The 26,269-nt window shown below is 70.5% G+C and carries 19 protein-coding genes, 1 tRNA gene and 3 pseudogenes; 11 read left to right on the top strand and 12 right to left on the bottom strand.

Annotation, left to right across the window (positions count from 1 at the left end; translation table 11 throughout):
- Positions 1-35: 35 nt before the first annotated feature.
- The 3 genes from WMF28_RS31435 to WMF28_RS31425 are packed head-to-tail and all read left to right on the top strand — an operon-like array spanning position 36 to position 3,426.
- Positions 36-683, top strand: coding sequence for an Isoquinoline 1-oxidoreductase subunit (locus WMF28_RS31435; protein WP_437597075.1), 648 nt, complete (start codon positions 36-38; stop codon positions 681-683).
- Positions 680-1,138: a (2Fe-2S)-binding protein gene (locus WMF28_RS31430; RefSeq protein ID WP_437597074.1), complete on the top strand. Its 459-nt coding sequence runs from the start codon at positions 680-682 to the stop codon at positions 1,136-1,138. The genes WMF28_RS31435 and WMF28_RS31430 overlap by 4 nt, the downstream gene beginning before the upstream one ends.
- Before the next feature lie 2 nt (positions 1,139-1,140).
- A complete protein-coding gene (locus WMF28_RS31425) occupies positions 1,141-3,426 on the top strand; it encodes a molybdopterin cofactor-binding domain-containing protein (RefSeq protein ID WP_437597073.1) in 2,286 nt (761 codons plus the stop codon).
- Between the two features lie 99 nt (positions 3,427-3,525).
- On the opposite strand, the pseudogene WMF28_RS31420 reads toward WMF28_RS31425, so the two are convergent.
- Positions 3,526-3,819: pseudogene (locus WMF28_RS31420) on the bottom strand (SUMF1/EgtB/PvdO family nonheme iron enzyme); the annotation flags it as partial.
- A gap of 101 nt (positions 3,820-3,920) precedes the next feature.
- On the bottom strand, positions 3,921-4,190 hold the full coding sequence (locus WMF28_RS31415) for a hypothetical protein (RefSeq protein WP_437597071.1): 270 nt from the start codon (positions 4,188-4,190) through the stop codon (positions 3,921-3,923).
- A gap of 92 nt (positions 4,191-4,282) precedes the next feature.
- On the opposite strand from WMF28_RS31415, the gene WMF28_RS31410 reads away from it, so the two are divergent.
- Together WMF28_RS31410 and WMF28_RS31405 are read left to right on the top strand one after the other, a co-directional pair.
- Positions 4,283-8,425, top strand: coding sequence for an RHS repeat-associated core domain-containing protein (locus WMF28_RS31410; protein WP_437597070.1), 4,143 nt, complete (start codon positions 4,283-4,285; stop codon positions 8,423-8,425).
- 230 nt (positions 8,426-8,655) lie between these two features.
- Entirely contained in the window at positions 8,656-9,624 is a 969-nt protein-coding gene (locus WMF28_RS31405; RefSeq protein WP_437597069.1) for a hypothetical protein, read from the top strand.
- Between the two features lie 316 nt (positions 9,625-9,940).
- Here the strand turns inward: WMF28_RS31405 and WMF28_RS31400 are convergent, their stop codons facing one another.
- A complete protein-coding gene (locus tag WMF28_RS31400) occupies positions 9,941-10,396 on the bottom strand; it encodes a GNAT family N-acetyltransferase (protein WP_437597068.1) in 456 nt (151 codons plus the stop codon).
- Between WMF28_RS31400 and WMF28_RS31395 the strand changes: the two are divergent.
- From WMF28_RS31395 to WMF28_RS31385, 3 genes and pseudogenes are all read left to right on the top strand, one after another.
- A pseudogene (locus WMF28_RS31395) lies at positions 10,338-10,856 on the top strand (5-oxoproline transporter, DUF969 family subunit); the annotation flags it as partial. The gene WMF28_RS31400 and the pseudogene WMF28_RS31395 sit on opposite strands and share 59 nt — an antisense overlap.
- A 46-nt stretch (positions 10,857-10,902) precedes the next feature.
- A pseudogene (locus tag WMF28_RS31390) lies at positions 10,903-11,187 on the top strand (5-oxoproline transporter, DUF979 family subunit); the annotation flags it as partial.
- Positions 11,188-11,285: 98 nt separating this feature from the next.
- Positions 11,286-12,305 (top strand): DUF2891 domain-containing protein, encoded by a 1,020-nt coding sequence (locus tag WMF28_RS31385; protein ID WP_437604329.1) that lies wholly within the window; start codon positions 11,286-11,288, stop codon positions 12,303-12,305.
- A gap of 55 nt (positions 12,306-12,360) precedes the next feature.
- Here the strand turns inward: WMF28_RS31385 and WMF28_RS31380 are convergent.
- Positions 12,361-12,435, bottom strand: a tRNA-Gly gene (locus tag WMF28_RS31380).
- Positions 12,436-13,080: 645 nt separating this feature from the next.
- Between WMF28_RS31380 and WMF28_RS31375 the strand changes: the two genes are divergently transcribed.
- A complete protein-coding gene (locus WMF28_RS31375; protein ID WP_437597066.1) occupies positions 13,081-13,356 on the top strand; it encodes an FAD-binding oxidoreductase in 276 nt (91 codons plus the stop codon).
- Between the two features lie 573 nt (positions 13,357-13,929).
- Here the strand turns inward: WMF28_RS31375 and WMF28_RS31370 are convergent.
- From WMF28_RS31370 to WMF28_RS31345, 6 genes are all read right to left on the bottom strand, one after another.
- On the bottom strand, positions 13,930-15,336 hold the full coding sequence (locus WMF28_RS31370) for a hypothetical protein (protein WP_437597065.1): 1,407 nt from the start codon (positions 15,334-15,336) through the stop codon (positions 13,930-13,932).
- A gap of 155 nt (positions 15,337-15,491) precedes the next feature.
- Positions 15,492-16,457 (bottom strand): hypothetical protein, encoded by a 966-nt coding sequence (locus tag WMF28_RS31365; RefSeq protein ID WP_437597064.1) that lies wholly within the window; start codon positions 16,455-16,457, stop codon positions 15,492-15,494.
- 527 nt (positions 16,458-16,984) lie between these two features.
- On the bottom strand, positions 16,985-17,281 hold the full coding sequence (locus tag WMF28_RS31360; protein WP_437597063.1) for a hypothetical protein: 297 nt from the start codon (positions 17,279-17,281) through the stop codon (positions 16,985-16,987).
- A gap of 413 nt (positions 17,282-17,694) precedes the next feature.
- Positions 17,695-18,186, bottom strand: coding sequence for a signal peptidase II (gene lspA / locus WMF28_RS31355; protein ID WP_437597062.1), 492 nt, complete (start codon positions 18,184-18,186; stop codon positions 17,695-17,697).
- A 180-nt stretch (positions 18,187-18,366) separates the two neighbouring features.
- The gene (locus tag WMF28_RS31350; protein WP_437597061.1) at positions 18,367-18,816 is read right to left on the bottom strand and encodes a hypothetical protein; all 450 of its coding nucleotides are present in this window, start codon (positions 18,814-18,816) and stop codon (positions 18,367-18,369) included.
- Positions 18,817-19,092: 276 nt separating this feature from the next.
- Positions 19,093-20,007 (bottom strand): hypothetical protein, encoded by a 915-nt coding sequence (locus WMF28_RS31345; RefSeq protein WP_437597060.1) that lies wholly within the window; start codon positions 20,005-20,007, stop codon positions 19,093-19,095.
- Between the two features lie 149 nt (positions 20,008-20,156).
- Between WMF28_RS31345 and WMF28_RS31340 the strand changes: the two genes are divergently transcribed.
- Positions 20,157-22,061: a response regulator gene (locus WMF28_RS31340; RefSeq protein WP_437597059.1), complete on the top strand. Its 1,905-nt coding sequence runs from the start codon at positions 20,157-20,159 to the stop codon at positions 22,059-22,061.
- 43 nt (positions 22,062-22,104) lie between these two features.
- On the opposite strand, the gene WMF28_RS31335 is transcribed toward WMF28_RS31340, so the two are convergent.
- Together WMF28_RS31335 and WMF28_RS31330 are read right to left on the bottom strand one after the other, a co-directional pair.
- Positions 22,105-23,679 (bottom strand): hypothetical protein, encoded by a 1,575-nt coding sequence (locus WMF28_RS31335; protein ID WP_437597058.1) that lies wholly within the window; start codon positions 23,677-23,679, stop codon positions 22,105-22,107.
- 927 nt (positions 23,680-24,606) lie between these two features.
- Complete coding sequence (locus tag WMF28_RS31330; protein WP_437597057.1) at positions 24,607-25,164, bottom strand: hypothetical protein; 558 nt, start codon at positions 25,162-25,164, stop codon at positions 24,607-24,609.
- 598 nt (positions 25,165-25,762) lie between these two features.
- Between WMF28_RS31330 and WMF28_RS31325 the strand changes: the two genes are divergently transcribed.
- The gene (locus tag WMF28_RS31325; protein WP_437597056.1) at positions 25,763-26,269 is read left to right on the top strand and encodes a DUF1993 domain-containing protein; all 507 of its coding nucleotides are present in this window, start codon (positions 25,763-25,765) and stop codon (positions 26,267-26,269) included.

Genomic DNA, 26,269 nt, shown 5'->3' with positions numbered 1-26,269 from the left:
GCTGCGCGCAGGAAGCCATCAGTCTACGCGCCGCGATGCAGCCTCTCTTCCTCTGCTTCCTGGCGGGCGTCGGCCTCCTCGCCGCGGCGTGCGATGCCCCTCCCGCGGAGGCGCCCAGGCCGGTCCAGCTCCCGCCCGTGCCGGCGGGCGAGCTCCGCAGTCCGGAGGCGTTCGCGTCGATCCGGGACGACGGCGCGCGCGCGGCCTCGCTCTTCCTCGAGGCGAGCAAGGTGCTGCTCCATCCGCGCTGCGTGAACTGCCATCCGCACGACGGCGTCCCGCGTCAGGGCGACGCCGGCGAGCGGCACAGTCCGCCCGCCGAGCGCGGGCCGACCGATCGCGGGGTCGCGGCGATGGAGTGCACGTCGTGCCACCAGGCGCAGAACCTCGATTTCGCCCGCGTGCCCGGGGCGCCGGGCTGGCACCTCGCGCCGGCGGAGATGGCGTGGCTCGGCCGCTCGCCGGCGGCGATCTGCGGGCAGATCAAGGATCCGGCGCGCAACGGCAAGAAGACGCTCGCGCAGATCGTCGAGCACGCCGCGCACGACGAGCTCGTCGCGTGGGGCTGGGCGCCCGGGCATGGCCGCACGAAGGCGCCCGGCTCGCAGGCGGTCTTCGCCGCGCTCATCGATGCGTGGGTGAAGGCGGGCGCCGCGTGCCCGCCCGAGGAGTCCCGACCATGATCATCCTGAAGGTGAACGGCGCCGAGCAGGAGCTCGACGTGGATCCGGAGACGCCGCTGCTCTGGGTGCTGCGCGACGTGCTCGGCCTGACGGGGACCAAGTACGGTTGCGGCCAGGCGCTCTGCGGGGCGTGCGTCGTGCACCTCGACGGCGAGACCGTGCGCGCCTGCGTGACGCCGGTGAAGCGCGCGGCGGGCGGCTCGGTGACGACCATCGAGGGGCTCAGCCCGGCCGGCGATCACCCGCTGCAGCGCGCGTGGGTGGAGCTCGGCGTCCCGCAGTGCGGCTTCTGCCAGGCGGGGCAGATCATGAGCGCGGCCGCGCTCCTGCGGAAGAACCCGCGGCCGTCGAACGACGATATCGATAAGTCGCTCGCCGGCAACATCTGCCGGTGCGGGACGTACACGCGCATCCGCGCCGCGGTCCGCAAGGCCGCCGGCCTCCCGACGGAGTGAAGATGGAACAGCAACGCGTCGTCCTCCTCCGCCGCTCCTTCCTCGCGGGGCTCGGGCTCGCGGCGGGCGGGCTCGCGCTCGGGCTCGCCGAGGGCGACGCCGAGGCCGCGCCGCCCCCGGCCGCCCCGCCGCCGCCCGGGTCCGCCGCGCTGCCGTCGCAGCCGGGGCTCCGGACCGGGGTGTTTCTCCACGTCGCGACCGACGGCACGGTGTCGATCGTCTGCCACCGGTCGGAGATGGGGCAGGGGATCCGCAGCTCGCTGCCGGTCCTCGTCGCCGACGAGCTCGGGGCCGACATGGCGCGGGTGAAGATCGTGCAGGGCGACGGCGACAAGGCCTACGGCGATCAGAACACCGACGGCTCGCGCAGCGTGCGCGACGGCTACGAGCCGATGCGCCGCGTGGGCGCGACGGCGCGCGCGATGCTCGTCGCGGTCGCGGCGAAGAAGTGGCGCGTGCCCGCCGCGGAGTGCGTGGCCGAGCAGCACGCAGTCCACCACGCGAAGTCGAAGCGCTCGCTGGACTTCCGCGAGCTCGTGGCCGACGCGGCGAAGCTCCCGGTGCCCGACGCGAAGACCGTCGCGCTCCGCCCCGTCTCGGAGCTGAAGCGCGTCGGCGGCCCGCTCCCGCTGCTCGACGCACCGGCCATCGTGACGGGTACAGCGCAGTTCGGCGCGGACGTGCGCCTGCCGGGCATGCTCACCGCGGTGATCGCGCGCCCGCCGGTCGTGGGGGGCAAGGTCGTGCGGTACGACGGGGCGCGCGCGCTGGCCGTCGCGGGCGTGAAGAAGCTCGTGGAGCTGCCGGGTCCGCAGGGCGGAGCGGTCGGGTTTCAGCCGCTCGGCGGCGTCGCGGTCGTGGCGGACACGACGTGGGCCGCGATGCGCGGCCGGGCGGCGCTGCAGATCGAATGGGATCACGGCGCGAACGCGGCGTACGACTCGGCGAGCTACCGCGAGGCGCTCTCGGGCGCGGCGCGCGCGCCGGGCAAGGTCGTGCGGAAGGTCGGCGACGTGGACGGGGCGCTCGCGAAGGCGGCGCGCACGCTCGAGGCCGAGTACTACGTGCCGCACCTGGCGCACGCGGCCATGGAGCCGCCCTCGGCGGTGGCGCGGGTCGACGCGAACGGCTGCGAGGTGTGGGCGCCGACGCAGAACCCCCAGTCGGCGCGCACCGAGGTGGCGCGGGCGCTCGGGGTCGACGAGGGCAAGGTCACCGTGCACGTGACGTTCCTCGGCGGCGGGTTCGGGCGGAAGTCCAAGCCGGACTATGTGGCCGAGGCGGCGCTGCTCGCGCGCGCCATGGGGACGCCGGTGCGGGTGCAGTGGACCCGCGAGGACGACGTGCAGAGCGGCTATTTCCACAGCGTGAGCGCGCAGTACCTCAAGGCGGGGCTCGACGCGGACGGCAAGGTGAGCGCCTGGCTGCACCGGACGGCGTTTCCGCCGATCCCGTCGACGTTCGACGGGAGGGTGAAGACCCCGAGCGACAACGAGCTCGGCCTCGGCGTGCTCGACCTCGCGCTCGCGGCCCCGAACGTCCGCGCCGAGGCCTGCGACGCGCCGGCGCACGTCCGGATCGGGTGGCTCCGGTCGGTGTGCAACATCTTCCACGCCTTCGCGGTGCAGAGCTTCATCGACGAGATCGCGCACGCGCGGCAGGCCGATCCGCGCGAGGTGCTGCTCGAGGTGCTCGGCCCGGCGCGCCAGGCGACGCCGGCCGAGCTGGGGGTCCAGAAGGTCCCGAACTACGGGGCGCCGATCGAGAAGCACCCGGTCGACGTGGGCCGCCTGCGGCACGTGATCGAGCGGGTGACGGAGATCTCGGGGTGGAGCGCCGCGCGCAAGGCGGGCCGCGCGGTGGGCCTCGCCGCGCACCGGAGCTTCCTCACGTACGTGGCGGTCGTCGCCGCGGTGTCGAAGGACGCGCTCGGCAAGGTGCAGGTGGACGAGGTGTGGCTCGTCGCCGACGCCGGCACGGTCATCAACCTGGACCGCGTGCGCTCGCAGATGGAAGGGGCGGTGGTCTTCGGGATGAGCATCGCGCTCCACGGCGCCATCACGGTGAAGGGCGGCGCGGTCGAGCAGACGAACTTCCGCGACTACCCGGTGGTGCGGACCACGGAGGTGCCGCAGCGGATCCACGTGGAGATCGTGAAGAGCGACGCGCCGCCCGGGGGCGTCGGGGAGCCCGGGGTGCCGCCTGTGGCGCCCGCGATCGCGAACGCCGTGTTCGCCCTGACGAAGACGCGCGCGCGGGAGCTCCCGCTGCGGCGGCTGGGGCTGTGAGGGGGGCGGGGGGATCGAGCCGGAGGGGGTCGAGGGAGGCCGGGTGAATTGAAATTCAGCCCGGGGGCTGTCATCAATTACGGTTGAGTCTGCGGGATTGGACCACGGAAACACCCGTTGCTCTTCTCCTCCAGCTGCCGCGTAGTTCCACTCCGATTCCGTTGGCAACCGACCACCGTCCCAGGCGCAGAATGCGAATGCGATATACCAGCTCAGACAGTTCATCGGTAGGTACTCGTGTTCGCCGGCGTCAGCCGTCCAGGTCTTGCGATTTGAGCTGACTCCGAGGCACGCCACCGTATTTTGCAGCGTCGACTCATACGAAGGTAGCCGGGTATCCCAGCCCGGATCCCGCCCACTCCCAGCAATCTGGTCCTCCCAGGCGGGCAACATCAGGGCGCTCGAGGAGCGCGGTGCGGACGTTCTCGTGACCTGTCGATGACGCGGCCCTCGCCAGCCCACGCGACGGCGACCGCGCGACGGCGCGCTCCTGTTCAACCCGAACATGACCTCCATCGCGCGCAGGATAGGATCGACGGTGCCGGGGGCGGGCGGCACCTGGCGAGCCGCTCATGCCGCGCCCAGAGCTCCGGCCAGGCGATCGCCGGTTCCTGGCGGGCTGCTGCCTCGAACGCTTCCCGGATGATCTCCACATCGCGCTTGTGGGCAGCGATGTCCTCCGGCGTCGCTGGCGGCCGCACCTCCACCTCGGCGGACAGCACGCGCGCCCCCAGGTCGGGCTTGTAGCCGAGCGCGGTGAGCACCCAGGGCGGCGGCCCCTGCGGACGCCGGGGCGCCGTCCATCCGGCACGGCGGCGGGTATTGACACCCTGGCCGGATCCGGGACCATCGCTTCATGGCACGCACAGCTCCGGTTCCGAACATCCCGGCCATCCCGGGAATGAACCCCGGTGTCTTCATCATGGGCGGCGGCGCAGGCGGCGGGGGCAGCGGCGGGCGCGGCGGCAACGGAGCCGGCGGAGACCAGGGCGCGGGGGGCAAGAACGGTGGCAACGGCGCCCAGGGCGGCGGCCCCAACGCCTCGAGCTGCGGCCAGGGTAGCGGCGGTGGCTGCCCCAACCCGTCGCACGGAGGCGGGGGAGGAACGCAGGCGGGTCACCCCATGGACCCGGTCACGGGTCGCGTCTACACCCTCGCCGTCACCGACATGGCCCTTCCGGGCGCGTTCCCGCTCGTGATCGAGCGCGCCTACAGCTCCGCGCAGCGCCACCTCGACTACGGGCTCGGCCACGGGTGGAACCACTCGCTCGGCTGGCGCGTCATCGAGCTCCGCCGCCGCAGGGTGCGCATCGTCACGGCGACGGCGCTGGCCTGCGAGGGCCGGTGCCCCGACGAGGGCGAGACCGTGAAGCTCCCTGTCGGACTGCTGACGCGGACCCGCGACGGCTATCTCCTCAAGGCCGACGACGGGATCACGCGGGTCTTCGAGGACGTCTTTGCGATCGACAACGAGTTCCGCCTCAGCGCGCTCGTGGACCACAACGGCAACCAGGCCCGGCTCTTCTACGAGAACGGGACCGGCCCGCTCCAGTTCGTGAATGACAGCGTGGGCCGCCTGCTTCGCGTACGGAGGCGCAGCGACGGCCGCATCGCCGCCTTCGAGGTGAAGAACGCGTCCGTGAGGGGCGCCTGGACGTCGTTCCGAACCTACGAGTACGACGAGCGCGGAGATCTGGTGGCCGCGCGCGACGCCCTGGGGCACGCGGTCACGTTCGCGTACGACGCAGACCATCGGCTCGCCACGGAGCGCTGGCCCACGGGCCTCGCGGTGCACTACCGCTATGACCAACACGGTCGCTGCGTGGAGACGTGGTGTAACGATCCCAACGAGCGTGCGCTCCTGGCCGAGGGCGTTCCGGAGGTGCTCGCGGACGGCAGCCGCGCGAAGGGGTTCCTGCACGCCAAGGTCGAGTATGGTGCGGGCGAGAACAACATCATCACTTCGCGCGCGCTGCGGAGGATCGAGGTCAACGCGTTTGGCAAGGCGGACCGGATCGTCTGGGCGGGGCAGGTGCACGACAACGCATTCGATGAGGCGGGCGAGCTCGTGGGGTACCGCGACGGCCTCGGGCGCGCGTGGAAGATGGGCGAGGCCGGCGGCGCGTACCGCGTGGTCGACCCGCTGGGTCACGTGACGGAGTACCTGTACGACGACCGCGGCAACGTCGTGGCCACGCGCGGCCCCGACGGCCTGGAGACGCAGCACGCGCGCGACCCGAACGGCAATCTCATCTACCTGTCCGATGCGATGGGGCTCGTCGCGAGCTTTCGCCATGATGAGCGTGGCTGTCTGGTTCACGCCGAGACCGCCGACGGCGGCAAGACGACGATGAAGTACGACGCGCTCTGCAACCGCGTCGAGATCGTCGAGCCCCACGGCGGCACGCGAGCGCTGCGCTATGACTTCCTCGGGCGACTGGTGGAGATGCGGGACGAGAAGGGCGGGGTCCACCGCTGGCTTTATGACGCGATGGGCCGCGTCGTCGGCTATTGCTCTCCGCTCGGCGCGCGCACGTCCACGATTTACGACGAGGCCGGCCGCTTCGCCGGCGAGCGCGACGCAGACGGCCGCTGGTTCCGGCTGATCTACGCGGGCCTCAGCGAGGTGATCGCGGTCGAGCGGAGCGACGGAACGCGCGTCTCGTACGCCTACGATCGCGAGCTCGGCATGGTGCGCATCGTCAACGAGGAGGGCGACGTGCACACCATCGAGCGCGACCTCGAGGGGCGGATCCTCGCCGAGCGCACCTTCGACGGCCGCTCGCTGCGGTACAGGAACGACCAGGCCGGGCGGCTGTCGAGGATCACCTTCGACGATGGCGAGTTCGTCGAGATGACCTACGACGACCTCGATCGGGTGATCGAGCGCGCCTTCTCGGACGACACGTTCCACAAGCTGGAGTACGACGAGCGCGGCCGCCTCGTGCTCTTCGAGACGGAGGCCGCCTGCACGCAGTACACGTACGACGCGCGAGGGCGTTGCATCCGTGAGGAAACGGCGCTGGTCAACGATCCTGCCTCCGCCGCGAGCGTCCAGCAGCTGTACGACGCCGGCATGAACCGCACGAGGATGACCGTGCCCGGCGCCGTCTCGATCGCCACCCCGCGCGACCCCGCCGGACGGTGCTCTGCGCTCTTCTTCTCGGATGACAGGGGCGCGGACCAGCCGATCGCGACGTTCGCGTACGACCCGATGGACGCCGAGACGGGGCGCCTCTTCGCGGGCGGCGGGGGCATCGCGCTCACGAGGGACGCGCACGGCAACGTCCTCCGCTTGGCCGTCTCCGGCCGTGGGACCGCCGTCGACCGTCCGGGCGAACCCGTATGGGTCGGCAAGCTGGGCGGCCCGGAGACCTTGCGGTTCGACTACCGATGGTCGCCCGCCGACGAGCTCCAGGTGCTCGCCGATCGCGATCGCGGGGCGCAGTCCTTCACGTACGATGCGCGCGGCCGCGTCGCGCAGAAGCGCCATGAGGGGCGCGCCTGGACCGAGGACTACGTGCTCTCACCGCGAGGCGACGTGCGCTGGATCGGCGGCCGCGCGCAGGCCCACCTGGTCGGCGGGCGCCTGGTGACCACGAACGGCGCGACCCTCACGTATGACGCGCGCGGCCGGCTCGTGAAGAAGGTGGACGGCGCCGCGGTGACCACCTACTCCTGGAGCGTGCTCGGCCTGCTCTCGGGCATGACGCTGCCCGACGGCACGCAACTCGAGTTCGTTTACGACGGGTTCGCGCGGCGCCTCGAGAAGCGCGTCACACGGCGAGGCGCGGCGATGGTGCGGCACCGCTACCGCTGGGATGGCGAGGATCTCCTGGAGGAGACGGTGGAGCGCCAGGCGCCCACCGCCAGCGCTGGCGCGACGTTCACGCTGGTCGAGCGCCGGCGCTATGCGTACTCGCCGGGCTCACCGGCGCCGATCGCGCAGGCGGTCGACACCGAGGCGGGCCGGGGCGCGTGGAAGTACTTCGTGCACCGGGAAGGGGCGCCTGTGCCGCTGGCGCTCGTGGATGCCGACGGGACGGTCGACCAGGTCTTCGAGACCGAGGCGTATGGTCGGGTGATGGCGGGCGACGCCGCGGCCACCCTGAGCCGGTTCCCGGGGCACTGGTACGAGCCGGAGACAGGGCTCCACTACAACCGGTGGCGGTACTTCGATCCGGCGAGCGCGACGTACCTGAGCCCGGAGCCGTTGGGGCTCGAGGGAGGACTCGAGGCGTACGGGTACGTGAGCGGGAGGCCGCTCGCCGTGATCGACGCCGATGGCCTGATGCGCTCGACGGTGACATCTCGTCGGGGAGGAGGGCCCACGCAGACAGGCTATTCGGCGCGCGACCCGAGGACACCGCCGACCGAGCCAGGCAGCAATGAGCCGTACCAGCGGCAGCTCCACCCCGCCGTCGCGGCCGCGCTCCCGACGCGCAATGCCATGCCAAGGCCGGCCGGCGGCTGCTCCGAGCCGGACGCCGTGAGCCGTTACCTTCAGGACTACGAGCGGCGAAATGGCGTCTCGTGCGACCCCGGCACTCCGCGAGGGCAGCGGCATCTGCGGCGGGCTCTTCGTCGGATGGGCAGCATCGGGAGCAATGATAGCGACCCCAACGCTACCGCGTGCGCTCCGTGCCCGAACTGCTCGCAGATGCTCTCGCGCCTCTATGCCATGGCGGGCGCGGGTCAGCCTCCGCCCGTGACCCCGGCGTCGCCACCACCACCGCGAAACGCCCCGCCCGGCACCCCGCTGCCGCCGCCGACGGCGGCTCGCGGGGCGCTTCCCAACACGCAGCTCCGCAATGACATCAACGCCGGAAATGTGGCCGACGCGAACCGCGCAAATACGGCGAGGTACGCGGAGACGCTGGACCAGCAAGTGGCCGCTGGACAGATGTCACGGGCCGAGCGGGACCGACGCGTGGGGCGGGTCGGCGCCATGAACCCGGGCACGTACGATTACGTGAATGGCCAATGGCAGCAGCTATGACCTCATCGCTGGAACCACAGGTGCTCGACTTCCCCGCGCTCCCCGGCATCCCGTCCAGGGACCGCGAACGGCTCCGCTCGCGTTTCGCGGGGTGGAACGACAGCTACCTCGCTTGCACGGGCGCCCCCACCGTCGCCCGCGACGAGATCCTCGACGCCGTACGCGCGCGGGGTGGTGACGTGCCGCCTGCCTCGGAGTCGTGTGGCTCCTTCAGGTGGTACGAGGGCTCGGTGCTGGTCACCGAGAACCGGGACACGTGGTGCCTTCATGCGCGAAGCGCCGAGCAGCTCGTCCCCTGGCTCCGGGCTTTCGGTGAGCGACAGCCTCGCAAGCCGATCTGGTTCCCTGCCTACTCGGCCGTGCTTGCCGAGAGCGAGCCGCTGGAAGGCGAGGGGCTGTTGTTCGATGACCGGGAGCCGGGCGTCGAGGGGGCCTTCCTGGTGCGCAACGGCAGCGCGGCAGTCCGCTACCGCCTCCCTGGCGGGGAGATGTCGCAGGGGCTCGACAAACGAGCGACAGTGCGCTTGCACGACCCGTGGCAGTCGTCGTTTGACGGCGTGCCCACGGTCCCGGCATTCGTGGTCATCAACGACGAGGGCTGCCCCGCTTTCCTCGCATGGCTGCATGCACAAGGACCGTCATCGTGCCTCGTCGATGCCGTCTCGGACGCGCTCGGCATCGGGCGTGGCATCCGGCGGTTCGATCGAGCCGCCATGTGTGGTCCCGTCCTCTGCCACGCAGAGTTCTTCGCGGGCGCCGCTTCCGCACAGGCGTTCGAATCGCCGCTCCTGCGATCCGGTGACCCCTGGCTTCCGGCGGGTGAGTCATCGCGGCTGCTCGTCGGCTACTGGGACATCGGGACATCGGAAGCGTTCCTCTACCTCGGTGAGGACCGCCGCATCTACCGTTACACGTTCGAGGATGACCTGTGGTCCGTCTCGGCGTCGAGCTACGCCGCCTACGTCGAGCGTATCCTTCGTTTCGACGCGAAGATCGCCGCCACGCACGCTTCAGACCTCCCGATCGTCGAGCTCTGCGAGCGTCTCGGGCTCGTTGTCGACCCGATCGGAACCGATGACTGGGCGACCCTGGCGGTCTCCAGCGACCTCATAGCGTTCCAGCGGCCCGGTGAGCGAGCGTTCTTGAAATGCTTCACCTCCCAGGCTGAGGCAAGGGCGCGCGCGCTCCTCTCGGGGTAGGTCGTCCGCGAGCGGCTGCTCCCGTACCGGCCGAGGATCCGGCCCGCCAGGCAGGAGGAGGACTGGCAGCGCGAGGCGGTGATGCTCCGCAACCTGCAGTCCCTGCCGGTGGAGATCGCGCCCGCGGGGGACAGGGCCTCCGGATGGGCGCGCCCCTCGGCCAAGAGCGCCTCTCAAAACCTCCCGTCGCCAGGCAGCCGAGAGCGGGCGCATCGCGTCGTTGCTCCTCGTCGCCCTACTTCAGTAGGGCTCCTCGTCGCGCCTAGCGCTGCACCCACCCTCGGCTGCCTGGCTCGGTCCGGTTTTGTTCGGCGCTCTAAGAGTTCCCCGCCTTTCCCTGCTGGTAGATGTCCTTGACGTTGATCTCCATGAACAGGTCCGGCTTCTCGAGCGGCGTGAAGCCGAACTGCCGGTAGAGCCCGTGCGCGTCCGCGGTGGCGAGCAGCGTCCGCCGCAGCCGGAGGTGACCCAGGGCCTCGGCGACGTGGGCGATCAGCGCCTTGCCGTATCCCTGGCGCTGCTCCGCCTCGACGATGAACACGTCGGCCAGGTACGCGAACGTCGCGTGGTCGGTGATCACCCGGGCGAACCCGATCTGCGCTCCCGCCTTGTAGACGCCGAAGCAGAGCGAGCTTTGGATGGCCCGCTCGACCACCTCCCGGGGGATGCCCGTGCTCCAGTAGGCAGACGCGAGGAAGGCGTGGATCCGCTCGATGTCGAGGAGCGCCTTGTCCGACGAGATGACGATGTCTTCAGCTGCCTCATGCTCCACTGTGGCGATCCTCCGTTCAGCCTGCGCGCTCGGGGTCCTGGTCCCTGACGGCTCCTCCAGCGACCCGTGTGTCCGTCGCTCTCCGGGGAGAGCATCCGAGGGACCGCGCGGCGTCAAGAGGAGGCGCCGGCGCGGGCTCGATCCAGCGCGCGCCCGTGGATCTGGCTGGTCCTGCCGGTCATCGGTCTCCTGGAGCGCTGGCCTCCAGGAGCGGGCGCGCGCGCTGGTCTCGCGGGTGAAGACCGCCACGACCGGGCGCCTCCTGCTCGTGTATTTCGTGATACGGCAGCTCAGCGCGGCCCTCGGCATGACCTCGCTGGGCGGCCACGCGCAGATGGTCCGGCCGCTGATCGCGCCCATGGCCGAGGCCGCCGCGGAGAACCGGTACGGGCCGCTGCCGGACAGGACACGCTGGCTGATCCGCGCCTCGGCGGCGGCGGCCGACAACGTGGCGCTGTTCTTCGGAGAGGACATCTTCCTCGCCATCGCGTCGATCCTGCTCATCTATGGCGGTGTTCACGGTGATCATGGGGAACGCGTTCGCGGCGTTTCCGGTCATGACCGCGGCCGTGGGGTTGCCGCTGATCGTGCGCCGGCTCGGCGGCGACCCGGCGGTCATGAGCGCCATCGGCATGCTGTCCGGCTTCTGCGGGACGCTGATGACGCCCATGGCCGCCAACTTCAACATCGTGCCCGCGGCGCTGCTCGGGCTGCCCGATCGCGACGGCGTGATCAAGGCCCAGCTCCCCACCGCGCTGCTCCTGCTGATCGGGAACACGCTCCTCATGTAGCTGCTCGTCTTCCGGCGCTGAGGCCGCGCCCGTTCCCCGCGTCCGGGTGGCCATCGGCTCGTGAACGTGCTCGTCTTCGGGCGCCGAGGTCTCCACCCATGACGCACGTCCTGACACCGGACATCGCCACGCGCCTCGCCGCCATCGCGCTCGGGCACGTGACGCGGGAGTATCCGAGCAAGCTCGATCACGTCATGGCCGGCCCCGAGGACGTGAAGGGCCCGCGCGACCTGCACCCCATCTTCTACGGCAGCTTCGACTGGCACTCGTGCGTGCACGGCCACTGGCTCCTCGCGCGGGTCCATCGCCTCTTCCCCGGCGCCCCCTGCGCGGCCGCGATCCGCGCGCTGCTCGACGCGCAGCTCACGGCCGAGAAGGTCGCGGTCGAGCTGGCCTATGTCCGGCGGCCGGCGAGCCGCGGCTTCGAGCGGCCCTACGGGTGGGCGTGGCTGCTCCTGCTCGCGGCCGAGCTCGCGCGGTACGAGACCGACGAGGGCCGGCGGTGGTCGGCCGCGCTGGCGCCGCTCGGCGACGCGTTCGCCGAGCGGTTCGTCGAGTACCTGCCGAGGGCCACGTATCCGGTCCGCGCCGGCGCGCACACGAACAGCGCCTTCGCGCTGGCGCTCGCGCTGGAGTACGCCGCCGTGAAGGGCGATGAGCGGCTCTCGCGGCGCTGCGCCGAGGCCGCCCGGGCGTGGTATGGCCGCGACGCGGGTTGCCAGGCGTGGGAGCCCTCGCAGGACGATTTCCTCTCGCCCGCGCTCATGGAGGCCGAGTGCATGCGCCGGGTCCTGTCCGGGCCGGAGTTCCGCGGCTGGCTCGCGCGGTTCCTGCCGCGCGCGGCAGCGGGCGAGCCCGCGACCCTGTTCGAGCCGGCGACGGTCAGCGACCGGAGCGACGGCAAGATCGCCCACCTCGACGGGCTCAACCTGAGCCGCGCCTTCTGCTGGCGCTCGGTCGCCGCGGCCCTGCCCGGAGCGGATCCGGTGCGCGCCCGCGCCCTCGACGCGGCGGAGCGGCACCTCGACGCGAGCCTGCCGCACATGGCCGGCGATTACGCGGGCGAGCACTGGCTGGCGAGCTTCGCGCTCCTCGCGCTGGGCGCCGGCGCGCGGTGACGCGCCACAGAGATCGCGGCGCTCGGCCGCGGCTCGTGTCGCAGCGTCTAGGTCGTGGAGCGGGAGACGGGATTTGAACCCGCGACGTCAACCTTGGCAAGGTTGCACTCTACCACTGAGTTACTCCCGCAAACGTCGAGCACAGAAAGCGAGGGATCTGGAGATCCACTCATCCCGGCGCCTCTCGGAGAATGCGCCGAGTGCGTCGAGCCGTCGTCGGATGGCTGTCTCCGTCGAGGCGGCGGAGGAGTATCAACCGGCGGCGCCTTAGTCAAGCACGGAGGTGCGTGGTCCTGGAGCAATCGTGCGTGCCGGACGGCACGAGCCCGCCCGGCCGGCTTGCCGTGTCCGGCGTCGCTGGTCCCGGGAGCCCGGAGACCGGCGCGGCGGGCGTCCGGGAGCCCGCATGACCCGCTCGGGCGCCGGCGCCTCTGGGGGGCGATCGGGAGATGGCCGGGGCCGGGGTCGGGGTCGGGGGCCCGGGATCGAGCCGGCCTGGTCAGCAGGCGCGATGCCGCGTTCCGGACGGGCCGCCCTGCCCATGAGGAGCGGCCTGCGGGTCTCGCAGCTTCGGCGTTCCACGGTCCTGCGGTCCCGCGACGCGAGGTCGGCCGCGGCGCTCCTGCGGGCGCGCCGCTCGGAGGTCCACGAGACATGAGCGCGCTTCAAGAGCTCGCCCTCGCGCTGGGTGGTGGCCTGGTCACCGATCGGGATGTGATGGGGGGGATATCGCCAGGATCACGCGATCTGGGCGGCGGGCGGCTGGCCGCTCGCGGTGGCGCGGCCCTCGTCGACCGCGGAGGTGCAGGCGCTGGCGCGGTGGGCGACCCGGCACCGCATCGCGCTGGTGCCGCGCGGCGCCGGGACCGGGGTGGCGGGCGGGGCGGCCGCCGGAGACGGCTGCGTGGTGGTGAGCTTCGAACGCATGAACCGGATCGTCGCGATCGACGAGGCGGCGATGCTCGCCGTGGTCCAGCCGGGGGTGCTCAACGGCGATCTCGAGGGCGCCGCCTTTCAGCGGCGGAGAGCCATCGCGATGGCGCGCGCCTGACACACAGAGATCCGCTTCGCCCGTCTCGTCCCCCGGCTCGCCCGACTCACCCCCCACCTCGCCCGCCTCGTTCCCCCGGGGGGCGCTCGTCTCCCGACCCGGGGGCGGCCTCCGCCGTCCCGGGGCTCCCGCCCGCCGCCCGCGCCGGGGGCTCCTCTCGTCGACCGCCGGCGCCCTTGCCACGCACCCCGGCGCGATTCTCCCGGACCCCATTCCTCTCTCTGCCGGCCCTGGGGATCACGCGCGCAGAGCACGCTCCGGGCGCACTCGACGTCTCGAAACCCCTCTACCTCCTTGATAGCCGTATGCCGGGAAATGGATCGTGGCAAAGCTCACGATAGGTCAGAAGGCTGAGCGAGTGCTCCTGTTGCTCATGGGGCTCCGCAAGAACAAGGTCGCCGCGGCGCTCGTCGCTCACGGCTTCTACGATGACGATCTCTCCGAGGGATGGCGCCTGCTCCAGCGCGTCGACCGCTACCCGGCGGACGCGTGCAAGGAGGTTAATCGCTTCGCCGCGGATCCGTCTGGTCGCGCCGGCCACGAACCTGGTCGAAGCGGCCGACCCGTCCCGTATCAACGGTACCCGAGGGCCTCCCGGAGCTTCGAGGTGTCGATGAAACCCCGGAGCGGGTCCTTTGTCGCGCCGGTGCTGCGCTCGTTCTGGGCAACCCCCTGCCACTTTCCCTGCGGAACCTCGATCTCCTTGCGCTCTTCTGGGCTGAGCTCCGCCAGCGCCTCGTTCCAGCCGGCCTCGCCGTCCTCGTCGCGGAAATCGAAAGATTTGCCGTCCAGCGTCGTGAATCGATAGTGCGGATGCTGCCGTTGCGTGTCCGACGGGGCGTAGATCGCCTCGAGCTCGCAGGACGCGACGATGGATATATGGCCTCCGGACTTGCGGTTCGCCATGAAGATGTCTCCCGGCTTGGGCGCATACCCGTCCCCCGGCGCATGCCAGACGAGGAGGCCGGTGGGCGTACCTTTCGCGTTCTGGTTCTCGCGGAATGCTTCGAGCGAGAGACCCTTCGCATAGGCCTCGATCATGTTCAGGTTCGCCCCGGGTCTCCACGCGCCGTTGAGGGCCTCACGGTTGAGGAATTTGCCGAGCTCCGCGCTCGTGATCTTGTCCTCCGGCTCGCCACGCAAGGCCCAGGCCTTCCAGAACACCCAGGTCACGAAGTCGCCGCACCAGGAGTGAAAGTCATTGTAATTCTGGCTGGATTCCTCGCGAGCCCTGGCCCGGGCGAGCTTTTCATCCATTCCTTCTTTCTTGAGCCGCTCGAACGCTGCGGCGTACTTCGCCTCTCGCTCCGCTGCCTTCGCCTGGTGCTGCAGCTGGCACTTCCCGCTCGCCTTGACCCCAGGGAAGGTGGGCAGTATGCCGGGGCACGCAGCGCCGCTCTGGCTGCCGTGTCGGTTCTCGGTGATCTCGAGGATGAGCGGGCTCCACTCGATGCTGTTGACGGCCTGCCAGGCGATGTCGACGAGCCAGTCCTTCGGGCTGATCACGATGACCTGCCCAGTCCCCGTGGGCAGGTGGCTGTTCTTCCCCGGCTCCTCCGGCCGCTCGGCCTGCGGCTGGGCCTGCGCGGGGGCGGCCCCGCCGGGCGCATCTGCCTCCGGCGCCGCCTCGTGCTTGCGGTCCACGACGTAGGTGGCGTTCACGTTGCTGCCGACCTTCGGGCCTTGCACCTTGGTGATGATATAGGCGCCGTCCGGCGTGGCGCCGTAGTCGTTGCCGCCGACGAAGGGGTTGTTCCAGTACACCGTCACCGATCCGCTCGGGCCGCGGTAGGTCACGCGGCCTTCGGTCCCGGTCATGACGCCGTCGGACTCGGCCGACCAGACTGCCGTCGATCGGCACGCCGGCGGTGGTTCCCGGCCCGGGGTGAGGATCCCGTGGTCGAGCCGAGGAGGGCCCACGAACGTGAGCGGCTCGCCCGTATAGTTCACCAGCGTGCACAGTACGCTTCGCGTCGCCATATCCCTGTTCCCCTCCCGCGACGCCCGTCCGCTGCCAGCTCGAAGAGAGCGCCGCTCCCTCGCAGTGTACCAGGAGCCGGGGGGGCGGGCCGCAAGGAGCGGCGCCACGTGAGCACGCATTCGGCGACCGCGCGCTCTGCGGGACGGGCGACCGGCTACCGGTGCGTCGGGCCCGATCCCGGCGCGATCTCGGTCAGGCGGTGAGAGCGGAAGAGGGCGAGCCGGCGATCCCTCTCACTCTTCTCATGAACGCCGACGACCCAGATGTCGGACAGCGACCGCGCCGCGACGCTTTTCGGCGTGTACGCGGCCTTCACCTCCGGATCGACGGGCATTTGTACCTGCACCCAGGCGCCGCCCCGTGGGAGAGCCCAGACCTCCGGCGCCTTCCCACCTCGGGAAGCGTCTCGGGGCAGGCCGAGGATCACCAACGTTCCGTCCTGCCCGCGAGCAGCGTTCAGGATCCTCCTTGTCGGTGGGGCGGGCATCTCCGAGACAGCGGTCCCATCAAAATGGAAGAGCAGGGGCGGCGACGTCTCCTCCGAGGGGTAAGGCCCATATACCCCCTGGGGTGCCTCTACACCGAGCTCATGATTGCCGACAACGTACACGTCGGTCGGGCTCTCTCCGAGCAGGCGGGTGTCGCATGGGTAGAATTTTCGCCTGTCGCGCCGGATTTCGGGCGGCAGCGGGAGGAGAATCTCGGTCCTGTCCGGCCGCCCCGGGCGGGACAGGACGAGCCGGACCGGCGCTGGCTCGCCTTCCTTCATTGCAGCGTGCGCCTCGAGCGCCAGCACGTCTCCCGAGCGCCAGCCCCGCGCCGCGGCTATCCCGTACGTCTTCTCGTTCGTCGCCTTGTACGAGGGACGCGGCGCTGGTTGTCCGGGGCAATCGAGCACCTCCTGGCGCGCCGTCCAGGCATTTGTCGCGTCCTCGTTGTCCACGAGCAGGCCGACAAGGCACCCGCTGCCTTGATCCCACAGGTCCTGGTACAGGTCCTCGGCGTGGTCGCCTTCCGGTGCCTGGTGGACCCTCGTCCAGCGAGCACCACCGAGACGGAACACGCGCTCATGATAGAACGGGTAATCCCGGCTCGAGTTGTCCGGGGTGCGCAAGACCATCCATGCCGCATCGGGCCAGCGCCCGACGAGGGTCCTTATCTCTCCGTCCGGTACGGAGGACTCCATGGGCAGGCCTTCGGCGATCTCTGCCGACGACCCTACATGGTCACCCTCGATCAAGGCGAAAGAGGTGCCATTGCGCTCCAGCAAGATCTGTCCACCCTCCAGGGGCCACAGATGGGCCGTACGGACGGGCAGCTCGGCGACCTTGCCAAACGAAATTCGGGGTCGCGGGAGAGATGGCCCCGTTGCGTCCGGTGCACGTCGCGCGGCGTCGCTGCCGAGCGAGAGGGTACCTGGAGCCGCACCGCCGGAGCGGCAGGAAACATGAGCCGTCGCCAGGAGTGCAGCTCCCAGAAAAAGGCCTGTCGTGGATCTCGGCGAGCGCAGGATTCGCGCTGGCGACCTCCGACGGGCGCCATGGGCCCCCCAAAGCCGTTCGGCTCGCTTTTTCTCCCGTCCACTGCAACGCTCGCCCGGCAGCCGCAGCCGGAGCAGCGCCCCTCCGGGCCGGGCCGGCAGGCCGGTCATGCCCGCGCCCGCCCGGCGTCGAGCCCTGGCGCGGGGCGCTCGACGCCGGGCGGCGGCGGCGCCTCGGTCTCCGCGAGGTAGGTGACCGCCCCGCCGTGGGGAACCGGGAGCTCGGCGGCGAGCATCCGGAGGACCGTCACCTCGATGCCGTGGCGCTCGCGAGCTCCCTGGAGGACCGATTGGGTCTCCTGCCACCACGGCATCGCGACCGGATAGGGCGGCAGCGCGCCCAGGAGCTCTCCCGCCCTGGTGACGAGGACGAGACGAACGAGGCGCGGCGGTTCGGTCGGCACCGGGCGATGATAGCGAAGGGCCGTCGTGGGTCGAGAGCTCAGATCCGTGATGGACGGCGGTGCTCCCGCGAGAGGAGAATGAGCCGCCAAGGCGCCAAGGACGCCAGAAGAGTACTGGGGTCGAAATGAAACCGACGCCGCCAGCCGCGCGGGCGTATCATTCCTTCTCTCTTCCCTCTCTGATGGCGTCCTGGCGCCTCGCTGTCCTCGGGCGAGGGGGCGCGCATCGCGCCCGGGAACGCCGCCTCGAGGTCCACGAGACGCTTGACTTCCGGGAAGGCCTTTGAGCTCCTTAGACCTAGGGGGGCGCTCATGTCCGCCGAACCCAGCCGGGCTACGCCAGCGCCGTGCTTTCGCGGAGATTCGTCCGGTCGCCGCGTGCTCGCGCGAGAGCAGCGTGGTGATGAGGAAGCTCAGGACACCTCGCGCGGCTCCCGGCGCGCACGCTGGAACATCACGATCCCGAGCAGGATCCCGCCCGCCACGATGGCGATGTCGGCGACGTTGAACACCGGCCAGCGATGAAGGTGGATGAAGTCGATGACGTACCCGCGGACGGCGCGATCGATCGCGTTCCCGATCGCGCCGGCGACGATGAGCGCGTACGCGGCCTGCTCGGCGAGCGAGGCGCGGCGGCTGTGCCACCAGCCCAGGATCACGACGCCGAGGACGATCATCGAGCACGCGAAGAGGAACGCCACCTTGGCCGGCGACTGGATGCCCCGGAGCAGGCTGAAGGCCATGTCGCGGTTCTCGGCGTAGCGGAGATCGAGCACCCCCGGCACGATCGACAGGGGCGCTCGCCGCTCGAGCGCGGCCTGCGCGACCGCCTTGGTCGCGTGATCGCACCCCACCAGGGCCATCGTGAACAGGATCAGGACCCAGCTCATCACGCGTCGCGCCATGGCCGCCGGAACGCATGGTCGCGGCGGGTCATTCCCGCTCTCTCCAGAGAGGACGGTGTGGGATGAGCTCGTCATCGTACTTCACGGCCGGGGCGATCGGCGGAGGGCGGGTCGGCCGTCCAGGAAGACGCCGACGAGGACGCCGAGGTAAGCGCCGGCGTGGAGCCCCCAGCTGACGAGCTAGCGTGTGGCGGCGCCGGGGGGACCCCGCGCCGAGGCTCGCCTCGCGCACGCCGAACGGATCGGCTTTAGATCGCCCTGCACGCCGGCCTTGAGCGCCAGCGGGCCCGCGTCGAAGCCGACGCCCACGAACAGACCCACGCCCGCGAAGGCGTAGGGCTTTGCGTTCGCCCTCACGTTCGCGATCTTCTCTTCGCTGCCCGTCCCCAGGAGCGTGCTCGGGTTGAGCTCGAAATCGATATTGCCACCCAGGCCATATCGCAATGGCTGACGCAGTCGCCGCTCGCGTCCCGGCTCGCCTACCTTGAAGCGCGCTTCGTGCGCGAGCGCGGAGGCGACGCTGGCCCGGCGCGCGCGTGTCACGGAGGGGACATAGGCCCGGTGCCAGGCACGTGTTGCAGGCACGAGTGCCTGGCACGCGTTGCCGATATCGTATGGATGCGACGGCACGCCAAGCGGCCTGGCGGCGGCGATGCCGTCATCCTGGGGGCACGAGCCCAGAGCGCAGGAGCACGCTTGACCGGCGCGAGATCGCGCTGCTAGGCTCCGCGCAGGAGATCGATGGAGATGCGCAATTTAACTCCTGCCTTGCCGATCTTGTGCTCACTCCTTGTACCGATGGCGTGCGGCGGCGACGATGAGACGAGCGCCGGGGCGGGCGGTACGGCGGGGGGGAGCTCGTCGACGACGGGCGGCGGGAACACGGGCGGTTCCGGCGGCGCTGGCTCAGGCAGCGGCGGCGACGCCGCCGGCGGCGGCGGTACGGAGAGGAAGCGGGTCGGAGACCCGTGCACCGATGATGCGCAGTGCCCCTCGTTCGGCAACCTGGAGGGATATTGCTTGACGAGCTGGCCCGGGGGCTCCTGCGCCACGGACCATTGCGACGGCGACCTGGTCTGCCCCCCGGATAGCACGTGCGGTGTTGCGGACGGCGTCGCGCGCTGTCTCCACTTCTGCTTCACCGATGCCAATTGCCGGGACGGGTACCGCTGCGACACGGCAGAGCAATCCTGCGTTCCAGCCGACTGACCGGCCTCCGTCACGGGTGGGTGTGTCCGTATCGGCCAGAGCTGCGCGAGTCCACGGATTCGCGGCTGCACGTCCATGAAGAGATCCCACTGGCCCGAGCCGATCCTTGCGAGGGCTCAACGTTGGTTGTGCGCGGCATCGCTCGTCGCTGCGGCAGGCTGCCCCGCGATCGCCGCCCTCACCGGAGGCCAGGCGCGGGCCGTTCGCGAGCCGCTCGCCCCAGCGGACCAGCGTGGGCGGGAAGCGCTCGGGCAGGGCGGTGACCTCCGCCTTGCGCCGGCGGGCGAGGAGCGGGGGCATCATGAGCCCGGCGGCGGCGGCGACGGCGGCCGCCTCGCTGAAGGCGAGGAACGCGTCCTCGCCCTCGTCGACGGCGCGGAGCGCGAAGAGCGCCCACCGCAGGTCGGGCGCACACCAGACGCCGGTCTGCACCGGGATCACGCCGCCCGTGGGGCCGTCCGGATGGGGGTCGCCGCCGCCGAAGAGCTCACCGTAGAGGACGCGCCGATCCGCGCCGACCGCCGCGAACGCCGCGAACGTCGCGCGGGCGGCGTCCCGGAGCGACGCGCGGAGGAGCTGCCAGCCGGAGAAGGGTCGTCGTTCCGGAGCCACTCCTTGCGCTGCTCGCGCCGAGGCACGGCATCTTGGGGAAGGGGAGGAACTCCATTCCCGCCGACGATAGCGCCGATGGCACCGCCGCGCGTGCGAGACGCTTGACTTCCGGGAAGGCCTTTGAGCTCCTTAGACCCAGGGGGTCACTCATGTCCGCCGAACCCAGCCGGGCTCCGCCAGGGCCGTGCTTTCGCCTCCTGCTGATCGAGGACAGCGCCATCGCCGCCTCGATCGTGCAGAGCCACCTCGACGCGGTGCCGTGGCAGCGCGCCGAGCTCGCACACGCCGAGACGCTCGCGGCAGGGCTCGCACGCGTGAAGGAAGGGTGGGATGTCGTTCTCCTCGACCTCTCCCTGCCCGACGGGGAGGGCCTCGAGGTGGTCGAGCGCGTCCGGGACGTGGATCCCCACGTGCCCATCGTGGTGCTGACGGGCCACGACGACGTCCGCCTCGCGGAGCGCGCGCTCGGGGCCTCGGTGCAGGATTACCTCGTGAAGCGCAGCCTCGACACCGACACGCTGTGGCGCGCCATCCGCTATGCGGTCAGCCGCCAGCAGCTCGTGACGCAGCTCGCGCGCACGATGGCGGAGGCCCGGGAGAACGAGGCCAATCTCCACCAGCTCATCGCCCGGAGCGCCGACGGGGTGATCGTGCTGGACCCCGGCGGCACAGTGCTGTTCGCGAACCCCGCTGCAGAGGCGCTGCTCGGCGAGGGGCGCCTCGTCGCCGGGCGGGGCTGCCCGGTGGCGCTGCGCGCCGGCGAGACGAGCCTGGAGCTCGGCGGGGACACGGTCTTCATCGATGTTCGCTGGGTCGACGTGGACTGGCAGGGGCGGCCCTCGCGCATGGCGCTCCTGCGCGACGTGACCGGGCGGCGCCGGGGGGAGGAGCTGAGGCTCCGGCTCGAGCGCAGCGAGCGGCTCGCCGCGGTCGGGCAGCTGGCGGCGGGCGTGGCCCACGAGATCAACAACCCGCTCGCCTACGTGGTGGCGAACCTCGAGCTGCTCGCCCGTGAGATACGGCGCCTCGCCGGCAACGGGGTGGCCACCGAGCAGCTCGCCCAGCCGCTCGACGACGCCCGCCACGGCGCGGCGCGGGTGATGCACATCGTCCGGGATCTCGGGGTGTTCGCGCGCAGCGAGGCGAACGAGGCGATCGGGCCGACGGACGTCAACGCGGTGCTCGAGAGCGCGCTCAACATCGTCCACGCCCAGATGAAGCACCGCGCGCGCGTGGTGCGCGAGCTCGCCCCGGTCTCGCGCGTGGGTGGGGCCGAGGGGCGCCTCACGCAGGTGTTCGTGAACCTGCTGATCAACGCGGCGCAGTCCATCCGGGAGGGGCGCGTCGCCGACAACCTCGTCAAGGTGCGCACCCGCGAGCAGGGGCGCGAGGTCGTCGCGGAGATCGTGGACTCGGGCTGCGGCGTGGCCGAGGAGCACATCCACCGGCTGTTCGAGCCGTTCTTCACCACGAAGCGCGCCGGGGAGGGGACGGGGCTCGGGCTCGCGATCTGCCGGAGCATCGTCGAGTCGTGCGGCGGGACCATCGGGATCAGCAGCACGGCCGGCGTGGGCACCTGCGTCCGCGTCCGTCTGCCCGCCTGGACGAGCGCGGAGCCCGCGGCGCTGCCCGCGCCAGCGCGCGAGCAGGGGCCGACGCGGCGCGCCCGGATCCTCGTCGTGGACGACGAGCCGCTCATCCTGCGGGCGCTGCGGGGGCTCCTCGGGACATCCCACGAGGTCGTGTGCGTGTCCTCGGGCGCCCAGGCGCAAAGGACGCTCCGGCTCGATGCGGACTTCGATGTCGTGCTCTGCGACCTCGTGATGCAGGAAGGCACGGGGATCGAGCTCCACGAGTGGATCGAGGCGGAGCTGCCGGCGCTCGCGGACCGGGTGCTGTTCATGACCGGAGGCGGGACGAGCGAGGCGAGCCGGCGGTTCCTGGCAGCGCACGGGGGGCGCGTGCTGCCGAAGCCGATCGATCCGGCGGAGCTGATCCGCCGCGTGGAGGCGCTGCTGCCGGCGAGGGCGGTGGAGCCGGCGGGGGGGACGTAGCCGGGGGCTCAGGGCAGGCGCTGTCTCGGGTCGCTGCTACGTATCAGGGCGGGCCCGCGGCGCCGTCCTGGATCCACTGCCGCAAGATCGCGAGCTCGTCCTGGCTGACGGTCGGCCCGGCCCCGCTGGGGGGCATCACGCCCGAGATGCACACTGCCGTGGCGGACTCCACGCAGCCGGCGGTCTCCGCCGTGCCGGCGGCCTTGCGGTAGAGCCAGCTGTTCTCGGGATCGCCCGGGACGACGAGCTTGAACTGGCCGCCGTCGCGGGAGGGCTTGTTGACCAGACCGTCGACGATCTTCCTGGAGCTGATGTGGCCACCGAGGATCAGCTTCGCATTGGCGCCCGTCTCGGCGTGGCAGCCGCTGCACAGGTTCTTGTTTGTCGCGAAGATGGGCCGCACCTTCTCGTGGAAGAACCCTGATTCCACCGGCAAAGGCTCGTTGGGATTGTTGACCTCGTCGGGGTCCAGGTTCTGCTTGATGATCTTGATGTGGGTGTCCATCTCGCGGCACTGCGCGGCGAGATCGTCCTTCAACTTCTGATCCGTCGGCTGCATCCCCTTGGCGAGGCGATACTTCTCCCACACGTTATCGATCCAGCCGTGGAGCTTCCAGAACATGTAGTTGTCGATGTTCGCTTCGGTGTTGTTCACGCCGTGCGTCGTGTTGCCCGGCCGCGCCCACTTGGCGTGCAGCACGAAGTGAAGGCCCACCCACGGCATGTTGGTCGCCCCCCTCAGCGCCTGGCCCACGTTGCACTGGAGCCAGAAGCCGAGCGTGCCTTCGTCCGGGAACCTCGCGAGGTTCTCGGGTTTGTCGATCTCGTCGCCGATCCTTCCGGCTTCGAGGGCGGACGCATCCCAGTTCCGCCACGCGGAGCGCCACTGGGGCGGCACGTCCTCCGCCGAGGTCGGAAACTTGGTGAAGCCGGTGAACTGCTCGCTGTGATTGGGCCAGAGCTGCTTCAGCGCTTGAATCATGTGGCGGTGAAACACGAGGAACTGATAGCCGTCGCCGGCGGTCTGACAGTTCTGATCCGCCGGGATCAGCTGCTTGAAGTCGCAGATGCCCACCTTGCTCCCACCACCGCCGAAGGGGCCATTGCACGTGCGGACCGCGTGCCACTCGATGTGGGCCACCTGCCAGGAGTTGTCATACATCCATTTCAGGACCTCCGGCTGCACGGTGGTATCGACGATGTTCGGATCGTTGTTGCCGGGCGGAAAGAAGTCCGCGGGGCCATCCTTCATCGTCGGGCTCGAGTCGCTCTCGTGGGGAGGATAGCCGTACACGCAGTGGTCACTCATATCTTCGTGGTCGACCGTGCCGCCACTGCCACTGCCGCTGCCGCTGCCGTTGCCGCTGCCACTGCCGGTGTCACTGCCACCAGCACCGCCCGAGACGGAGCTCGATCCCGGGCCCGGACCGCCTGTTTCGCCTGTCGTCGCACCGGGGCCCCCGGCGCCGCCCTCCCCGGCGCCGCTCAACGAATTGTCGTTGTCATCGCCGCCGCATGCGCTCAGTGACAACGCAGCCAGCGCCACGAACGTGGCCAGGCGTCGTCGGGATTTGCGGCGGTCGGTTGCAGATGCGTGGTGCAGATCGTTCAATTGCATATCGCTCTCGCAGGCCGGTAAGCTCAGTCCGTCAGGCGCGTCCAGCCCCACAGCGGGCGGGCGGCCACACTCTACCAGTGGCATACATGCGTCGTCAACAAGAACATCTGGCTGTTGCGGTGCCTGTATATTTATCAATCATTGTGCGATGAAATCAAAATTGTAGACACCACCGTTGATGCCACCGGTGCCGTCGCTGCCGCCACTCGCCCAAGACTGTCCAGTCCGCCGCGCCTACGCGCGCGATTTTTGCCATGGATCTTAAGTAATTCCCGCGATCGCGAATTTTGATCTCCAGATCAGCGTCCATTTCGCCTCCAGTACCACCTGCTCAATTCCGCTTCCCAGAATCCAGAGGGATTGATAGTTTCTGTCTTCGATGCGCCCAGGCACGTGGGTGTCGAGCCCAGCTGGCCGTGGAGTGAAGGCCGCCCCTTCGATGTATGGATATTTGATGCAGATTCAATTTTCCAGGAGAGGTGCGGGGCGCGTAAGGCAGCGCCACGAACGCGAGCTCGCGTCACGGTTGCGCGGCTTCTACCAGTACTTACGTGTGGTGGACGAGCGCCCGATGGCTTCGTAAGGAGCACCGCATCTCCCTGAAGCGCTTGATCCTACAGCATGGGGAGCGCAGCGCGGGGGAGACGAGGCGAGCGATGGACTGACAGCGGGGCCGGCCCCTTCGAAACGTCCACTGCTCGGTTTGCTCGCCATTCCATGGAGCGTGGTGTCGAGACAGAGCTCTCCCGATCGCCGACCGCGCTCGTCTTTCTCGAAGATGTCCCCCCAGGCGGCATGTGCAGCGCCGCGGGGATCCAGGTCGATACACGACCTGCCGCGCGCCTCGTCGAGCGCGAGAATGGACTGGAGAGCATCGAACCGAGCGCGATGCGGGCGCGGCGCCCCGCGAGCGCCGCGCCGCGGGGCTCACGTCCCGCCGCAGGCCTCGTACTGCGCCTTGCACGCGTCCATCCCCGCCTGCTGCACGCAGGGCGCGCAGTTCGCCCTGATGCCCCCGCCGGCGCACTCCGCCTCGCACTCGTCCGCGCACACGCCCGCCGCGCACACGCAGTCGATGAGCGCGTCCGTCTCCGGATCCTGCAGCGGATCCGTGCTCGGATCGCAGCCTTGCACGCACGCGCAGCAGAGGCCGTCGCCCAGACAGCAACCGTCGCCGCGCCCCGGAGGACAGGTGCAGTCGCTGCCGTCCTCGCCCATGCACGCCCCGTAGGCGCTGCCGTCGGGGAAGCACGTCGCGACGCCCGGCGCGCTGACGGCGTGGCAGGTGCACTGCATCGTCGAGCCGGGCACGCACGACGTCCCGGTGGCCGAGCTGGCGCTCGTCGAGCTGGCGCTCGTCGAGCTGGCGCTCGTCGAGCTGGCGGCCGACCCGCCGCTCCCGGTCGGATCGGGATCGGTCGTCGTGGAGCCGCACGCGGCCGCGAACGCCGCCGAGATCAAGCAGATAACAAGATGATTCCGCATGACCGTCTCCTATAGCGCACCGCCGGCGCGGCCGTCGAGGAGCACCGCCGCGCGCTCCTCGGGAGCGCTCGACGCCGCTGCCCGCGTCGCCCGTCGACAGCGCCGTTCAAGGCCGCCTCGGCGCCGTCCAGGGATCGCTGATCCTCGAGCGGCTCCACTCCGCAGGACCGAGGGCCACGGCGGAGGGCGCGCGCAGGCGAGAGGGCGAGCGGCGTGGCCTGGCTTCTACCGACAAGGATCCTTTCACGACGTGTGGAACCGGCGCGCGGCTGCGCTCGCCCGAGCCTGGGTCTGCAAGAAGACCGGAACCCCGGTTCGTCAAGAGTTTTTACATTACTTCACAGGTTTTCCGCGCGGCGGAGCGCCTGCGTGGCGCGCTCTCGGCGCCGGAGTACGTGGTTTCCGGCGGACGAGGGCGGCGCTGGAGCGCCCGGGAAGGCACAGGTGATTTCTGTGCGGCGGAGCGCTTGCCTAGGCCGCGGGGCGACCACAAGGTTGGCGCCTGCGCGCGTCCCCGCCGGCGGTGCTCCCGCACCGCGCTCCCCGTGACGTACCCGGGGCCGCGCTTTCCGCACCGTGTGACAGCAAGGAGATGAAGATGGCGATCTCGATGTATCAGGCTTCGATCCCCGTGTTCGTGAGGACGTTCGGCAACCTGTCCGCGATCCTCAAGAAGGCCGCCGCGTACGCCGAGGCGAGGAAGATCGAGCCGCGCGTCCTGCTCGACGCGCGCCTCGCCCCGGACATGCTCTCGCTCACGCGCCAGGTGCAGATCGCCAGCGACACGATCAAGGGCTGTGGGGCGCGGCTGGCGGCCATCGACGCGCCGAAGTACGAGGACAAAGAGGCGAGCTTCGACGAACTGCAGGCCCGCATCACCAAGACGATCGAGTTCCTGAACAGCCTGCGGCCCGAGCAGATCGACGGCTCCGAGGACCGCGAGATCACGATCCCCACGCGCGATCAGCCGCTGAAGTTCAAGGGCCAGGCCTACCTGCTGTACTTCGTCCTGCCCAATTTCTTCTTCCACGTGACGACCGCCTACGCGATCTTGCGCCACAACGGGCTCGACATCGGCAAGATGGACTTCCTCGGCAAGCCCTGA

It is taken from the genome of Sorangium sp. So ce590 (assembly GCF_051521365.1).
Classification (GTDB): domain Bacteria; phylum Myxococcota_A; class Polyangia; order Polyangiales; family Polyangiaceae; genus Sorangium.
The sequence above is the reverse complement of the archived record's forward strand: the minus strand, read 5'-3'. Positions and strand labels throughout refer to the sequence as shown.